6 protein-coding genes are annotated in these 6,140 nt (G+C 72.1%); 4 read left to right on the forward strand and 2 right to left on the reverse strand.

The window, feature by feature from the left end; all coding sequences use genetic code 11:
* Window positions 1–100 precede the first annotated feature (100 nt).
* On the forward strand, window positions 101–952 hold the full coding sequence (locus tag AB0J55_RS32380) for a PD-(D/E)XK nuclease family protein (RefSeq protein ID WP_364257080.1): 852 nt from the start codon (window positions 101–103) through the stop codon (window positions 950–952).
* Window positions 953–964: 12 nt separating this feature from the next.
* Window positions 965–1,432, forward strand: a complete 468-nt coding sequence (locus AB0J55_RS32385; protein ID WP_364257033.1) for a hypothetical protein — start codon at window positions 965–967, stop codon at window positions 1,430–1,432.
* 222 nt (window positions 1,433–1,654) lie between these two features.
* Here the strand turns inward: AB0J55_RS32385 and AB0J55_RS32390 are convergent, their stop codons facing one another.
* Together AB0J55_RS32390 and AB0J55_RS32395 are read right to left on the reverse strand one after the other, a co-directional pair.
* Entirely contained in the window at window positions 1,655–2,968 is a 1,314-nt protein-coding gene (locus AB0J55_RS32390; protein WP_364257036.1) for a hypothetical protein, read from the reverse strand.
* 25 nt (window positions 2,969–2,993) lie between these two features.
* Window positions 2,994–4,589, reverse strand: a complete 1,596-nt coding sequence (locus tag AB0J55_RS32395; RefSeq protein WP_364257083.1) for a DEAD/DEAH box helicase — start codon at window positions 4,587–4,589, stop codon at window positions 2,994–2,996.
* Between the two features lie 417 nt (window positions 4,590–5,006).
* On the opposite strand from AB0J55_RS32395, the gene AB0J55_RS32400 reads away from it, so the two are divergent.
* Together AB0J55_RS32400 and AB0J55_RS32405 are read left to right on the forward strand one after the other, a co-directional pair.
* A complete protein-coding gene (locus AB0J55_RS32400; RefSeq protein ID WP_364257039.1) occupies window positions 5,007–5,660 on the forward strand; it encodes a ferritin-like fold-containing protein in 654 nt (217 codons plus the stop codon).
* Window positions 5,661–5,779: 119 nt separating this feature from the next.
* A complete protein-coding gene (locus tag AB0J55_RS32405) occupies window positions 5,780–6,010 on the forward strand; it encodes a DUF3107 domain-containing protein (RefSeq protein WP_013223016.1) in 231 nt (76 codons plus the stop codon).
* Window positions 6,011–6,140 lie beyond the last annotated feature (130 nt).

The following is a 6,140-nucleotide window of genomic DNA, read 5'->3' on the forward strand; positions in this document are numbered from 1 at the left end:
GTGACATCTGGGGCTTCGCCCCAAGTCAGGGGCTCCGCCACCCGAACCCCCGAAAAAAGTGTCGGTGGTAGTGCGTAGCGTGGCACCCGTGAAGGAGCAAATGGGCTTCGACTTCGGCGTCGCGCAACCGGTGCGGCTCACGAAGGTCTCGCCGGCGCGGCTGGCGACCTTCGACGACTGCCCGCGCCGGTACCGCCTCGCGTACCTCGAACGGCCGACACCGCAGCGCACCGGGCCGTGGGCGCACAGCACGCTCGGGGCGGTGGTGCACAACGCCCTGCGGGCGCTGTTCGACCTGCCGGTGCTGAAGCGCGTGCCGCAACGGGCGGTGGCGCTGGTGGCGGAGTTCTGGAAGGACGCGGGCTTCGAGACCGAGGAGCAGGCGGCGCGGTACCGGGCGCGCGCGAAGGGGTGGGTGGCGGAGTACGTCGAGGACAACGACGTCTCGCACGACCCGGTGGGCTTGGAGCGCTGGGTGTCGGCGCCGGTGTCGGCCACGCCGGGGGAGCGGCCGTCGATGATCATCGAGGGCCGTGCGGACCGGATCGACGCCCGGGACGGCGCGCTGGTCATCGTGGACTACAAGACGGGCCGCCGGCCACCGGACGAGTACGAGGCCCGGGCGTCACAGGCCTTGGCGTTGTACGCGGTGGCGGCGGCGCGGACGTTGCGGATGCCGTGCACGACGGTGGAGCTGCACCACCTCCCGACGGGCACGATCGCGGCGGCGGAACACACGCCGGAGAGCCTGCAGCGGCACCTGCAACGCGCGGGCGAGACCGCCGGTGATCTCCGCCTGGCCACGGATACCCTGGAGGCGGGCGGCGACGGGGACGTGCTGTTCCCACCCCGCCCGGACCGCCGCTGCGCCTGGTGCGACTTCAGGCCGAGCTGCGCGGCGGGGCAGGAAGCGGCCCCGCAGGCGCAGCCGTGGGACCTGCTCGCGCCCTGAACGGGAGGGAACGTGGCTTCACCGGACACCGACGAACTGTCGACGATCCCGCTGCCGACCCCGGAGGAGGGCAAGACCGAGCCGGAGGCAGTTTCGCCAGTACCGGCGGCGCGAACCGAGCCCGGCCGGGCGGCGGCGGTGCCCGAGGAACGGGCCGAGCCCGAGCGGATCGAGCCGGAGGACACGGCCCCTGCGGCCCCTGTCCGGCAGCGCGGCCGTTGGTGGCGCGGATTCACCGGCTCACTGGCGGCGGGGTTGACGGTCCTCGCGGTCGGGGTGCTCGCGGTGGCGGCCATCTGCCTGTTCACCGGCGCGCCGGGCCCCGGCCCGACCCTGCTGATCGGCCACCCGATCGCCGCCGGGCTGGCCCTGGTGGCTCAGCGGGTCGCCGACCGCCGCAACGGGCCCGCGGCTGCGGGAGCCGGGGTGGCGGTGGTCCTGTTCACGGTCTCCGCGCTGATCCTCTTCTGGCTCACCTGACCCCGCCCCCAATCACGCGAGATGTCTGCTCAATCACGCGTGATGCCCCTCTGATCACAAGTGATGCCTGCTCAATCACGCGAGATGCCGCTCCTCGCCGGTCGGCCCCACCTCGCGCCGCCTGGCCGGGCGTGATCAAACGGGCATCGCTCGTGATCCGGCGGGCATCTTGCGTGATCCGGGGGGCATCTTGCGTGACTGGCGGGGCATCACGGCTCTCGGTTACTTCAAAGCCGCCAGGGTCGTGCCTCGCTGCTCCAGCAGCACCGGGCCTGCCGCCGCCAGGCGGACCGGGCCCGTGTAGCCGCGGCGGTCCACGCCTACCGTGCGGATCGTCGAACCGTCGTTCTCGTTCAGCACCGCCAGGCCGCCCTTGATCGGGACCACCAGCTGCTGCGCGAACGTGATCCCCGGCCCGGAAGCGCTGCTCAACGTCCACCGCGGCGCCAGGTCGTCCCGGGACAACGCCACCACCTTCGAGCCGCTGAACCAGTACATGTTCGCCGCCGTCTGGGTGGTCGCCTCGACACCTGCCGGGGGGTCGGCCGCGAGGTCGCCCGCCGGGACGTCCAGGGGGTACGCCGCTCGCTGGGTTCCGTCGCCGTTGTAGACCACCAGGAGCTTCTGGTCCGGCAGCACCACCGCCGCCAGGTCGCCCGACATCGCCACCACGCGGGCCCGCTTGCCCGCCAGCACCGAACTGAACGCGACCTGCGGCTCGTCGTCCTTCTCCGGGGCTGCCTTGTACACGGACAGGCGGTCCGCCGGGTCGCCCGGGCAGCGCTCGATCACGCCGATCTTGCCCGAGGCCGCCGCCACCGTGCCGTACGTGCAGCCCGTCCGGGGCTGCTTGCCCGCGTTGACCAGCGCCGGGACCTGGCCGTACTCCGCGCTCTGCACCAGGTCGTCGCGCCAGGTCGTGAGGAGCTTCTTGCCCGTCGCCGTCACGTGGGAGCCGTCGTCGACCAGCTGGGTGCCCAGCTCCGCGTTGCCGTTGCGCTGGGCCGTGATGCGGCCCGTCGCCGGGTCCAGCTGGGTGACTTCGCTGCAGTTCACCGACTTGTGGTAGACGGCGTTCAGCCGCCCCCACACCGAGTCCAGGCTGCACAACGGCAGGTCACGCGTGTAGTGCCAGCGGATCTGGCCGGTCAGCGGGTCGCGGGCGGCGACCTCGCCGCCGTCCGCGGTGGCGACCGAGTCGCCCGCCACCACCGGGACCGGCGTCGCGGCGCTGGGGGCGCTCCAGATCTCCGCCACCGACCCCGGCACCTTGTCCGGCGCCGCGGGCAACGGCGGAGGCGGGTCCGCCTTGGTCCGGTCGGTGGCCGCGCTGTCGCTCGTGACGCCGATGACCAGCGCGACCGCCACCACCCCGACCGCGATCAGCGCGGCGGCCACCCGGTCGCGCCCGCGGTTCCAAGGCGAACGACGCGCCTTGACCCGCGGGGCGGGCGGGGTGCTCTCGGGAGTGTCCTCGAGTACGTCCTCGGACCCGTAGGCAGGCGTCTCTTCAGCCGCCTTCTCGCCGTCGCTCACGTACCCGACCCCCGATGGAGAAGCCTCAGTCTGCCGACGCAGGTGTATCAGACGTGGCGGCCGGACGGCGACGGCGGCGTCGGCGAGCCGGGCGCTCGGCGTTCTCGCCGGCCTCCTTCTCGACGGCCGGACCGGTCGCCTCCGGAGCGTTGCCGGTGCGGGTGCGCCGGCGCGTCCGGGTGCGGCCCTCGGAAGAAGCCGGAGCCTCGTCCGAAGCCGCGGCCGCGTTGTCCGCCGCCTCGATCGCCTCGGCCGCCCGCGAGCCGCCGCGGGTCCGCTTGCGCGGGGCCCGGGTGCGCTTGCGCGGCGCTTCTTCCGAGGCGGGCTCGCCGCGACGACGGCCGCGCTTCTTGCCGCCCAGGTCCTCTTCCTCCTCGGCGGCCAGGCCCGCGCGGGTCCGCTTGGCCAGCGGCAGCCGCCCGGTGGTGCCCTCCGGGATGCCCAGGTCCTCGTACAGGTGCTTGGACGACGAGTACGTCTCCACCGGCTCCGGCATGTCGAGGCCGAGAGCGTCGGAGATCAGCTTCCAGCGCGGCTCCTCGTCCCAGTCGACGAGGGTGACGGCGACACCGGTGCGCCCGGCGCGGCCGGTGCGGCCGATCCGGTGGACGTAGGTCTTCTCGTCGTCCGGGCACTGGTAGTTGATCACGTGGGTGACGTCGTCGATGTCGATGCCGCGGGCCGCGACGTCGGTGGCGACCAGCACGTCGACCTTGCCGGAGCGGAACGCGCGCAGCGCCTGCTCGCGGGCGCCCTGGCCGAGGTCGCCGTGCACGGCGGCGGCCGCGAAGCCGCGCTCGACCAGGTCGTCGGCCACCTTCTGCGCGGTGCGCTTGGTGCGGCTGAAGATCATCGTCAGGCCCCGGCCCTCGGCCTGCAGCACGCGGGCGACGACCTCGCCCTTGTCCATCGAGTGCGCCCGGTAGACGAACTGGGCGGTGCGCTCGTGGATCGCGCCGGCGTCGTTCTCCTCGGCGCGGATGTGCGTCGGCTGGCGCAGGAACGTGCGGGCCAGCGTGATGATCGGGCCGGGCATGGTGGCCGAGAACAGCATCGTCTGCCGCTCGTCCGGCACCATCCGCAGGATGCGCTCGATGTCGGGCAGGAAGCCCAGGTCGAGCATCTCGTCGGCCTCGTCGAGCACCAGGCCGCGGACCTTGCCCAGCACCAGGTGCTGCTGCTCGGCCAGGTCGAGCAGGCGGCCCGGGGTGCCGATCACGACGTCGACGCCCTTGCGCAGCGCCTCGATCTGCGGCTCGTACGGGCGGCCGCCGTAGATGGCCAGGGTGCGGATGCCCAGGTGCTTGCCGGCGCCCTTGAGGTCGTTGGCGACCTGGATGCACAGCTCGCGGGTCGGCACCACGACGAGCACCTGCGGGGTGCCGTCGCCGGGGACCTGCACGCGGTGCAGCAGCGGGACGCCGAAGCCGAGGGTCTTGCCCATGCCGGTGCGGGCCTGGCCGATGAGGTCGTCGCCGGCCATGGCCAGCGGCAGCGTCAGGGCCTGGATGGCGAACGTCCGCTCGATGCCGGCCTCGCCCAGGGCCTTGACGATCTCCGGCTTGACACCGAAGGACGCGAAGGTCGGGGCCTCGGGCTCGACCTCGACGCCCGCCTGCAGCGGGTGCGACGTGTCGAGCGCGGCCGGGCCGGTCTCGCTGTGTTCCAGCGCGACGGCGGGGGGCTGTTCGGTTGTGGGAATTTCTGCGGTCAGGGTGATCGCCTCTCTCGTGACCAGCGCGCACAGCCGTGGGTCCGCTCGACACTCGACCGGGAGTAAACCCTGGTCCCTGGCGCTGGTCTGGCAGCGCGGAACCGGTCCGTCCCGGGAATGCCGGAAGAGGCGTGCACGCACATTGCAGTACGTCGGCAAGCCACGTGACCTGCCTGTTTCCCGACGCCGGTATGGCGTACGGAAGCTTGATCTCGGACGCCAGTGTACCTGGTCAGCAGTTTTTCGACAGTACCCGGCGCGCCGGAACCCGTGTGATCGGTCTCGTCCCGACACGTCCGGGTGCTTCGGCGATACCCTGCCCCCGTGACCGAGCCGAAAGAGATCAGCGAAGGCGTAGTCGACCTTCTCGGTGTGATCGCCTATGGCGAACTGTCCGCGTTCGACCGGCTGGCGGAGGACGCGCGCAACGCCCCGACCCTGGCCGGGCGGGCCGCGCTGGCGGCGATGGCGGCCGCCGAGATCGGTCACTACGGCCAGCTCGCCAAGCACGTGGCCGCGAACGGCGTCGAGATCGAGGACGCGATGGCGCCGTTCGTGAACCACATCGACGCCTGGCACGCTTCGACGCCCCCGAAGTCGTACCTGGAGTCGCTGGTCAAGGCCTACGTGGGTGACGGGCTGGCCGCCGACCTCTACCGGGAGATCGCCAGCTGGCTCGACCCGGAGACCAAGGAACTGGTGCTGACCGTGCTGGCCGACACCGGCCACTCGGCCTTCGCCGAGCGCGAGGTCGCGGCCGGCATCGAGGCCGACCCCAAGACCCGCGACAAGCTCGCCCTGTGGGGGCGCCGCCTGCTGGGCGAGGCCCTGACCCAGGCCCAGTACGTCGTCGCCGAGCGCGACGGGCTGGCCGAGCTCATCATCGCCGGCTCGGGCGACCTCTCCGGAATTGCCGCGCTGTTCCGGCGGTTGCAACAGGGGCACACGAAGCGCATGCAGGCGCTCGGCCTGGGCTGAACCCGATGGAGTACCCGGAAGTGACGACGCGGTCGGGCGCGGACATGCGCCACCGGAACGAGCCGGTTCGGTTAGCCTTGGCCGGCACATCCCTTACGAATTTCCAGCGGAGGTCCCACGTGGAGGTCAAGATCGGCATCAAGGACACGCCGCGCGAGCTGGTGGTGTCCAGTGGCCAGTCTCCCGAAGAGGTGGAGAAGCTGGTCGCCGAGGCCCTGACGGCCGGTGACGGGCTCTTCCGCATCAACGACGAGAAGGGGCGCAAGTACATCGTCCCCTCCGACCGCATCGCGTACGTCGAGATCGCCCCCTCGGACGTCCGCAAGGTCGGCTTCGGCGTCGGCGACTGACTCGGTCGTCCCCGTCGTGGGGGGGTTTGGGGGTTTGTTATAGGGGGTAGAAAAAAGAACCACCCGGGGGGGGGGGGGCCGGGTGGGCGGGGGGTGGGGGGTTTGTTGGTGTGTGGGGTTTTTGGAGGCG

Source organism: Amycolatopsis sp. NPDC049688, assembly GCF_040674975.1.
In the GTDB taxonomy this organism is placed as follows: Bacteria; Actinomycetota; Actinomycetes; order Mycobacteriales; family Pseudonocardiaceae; genus Amycolatopsis.

Coding starts and splice junctions, on each gene's coding strand:
- AB0J55_RS32380 (WP_364257080.1), top strand. CDS start 101: ATGGGCTTCGACTTCGGCGTCGCGCAACCGGTGCGGCTCACGAAGGTC.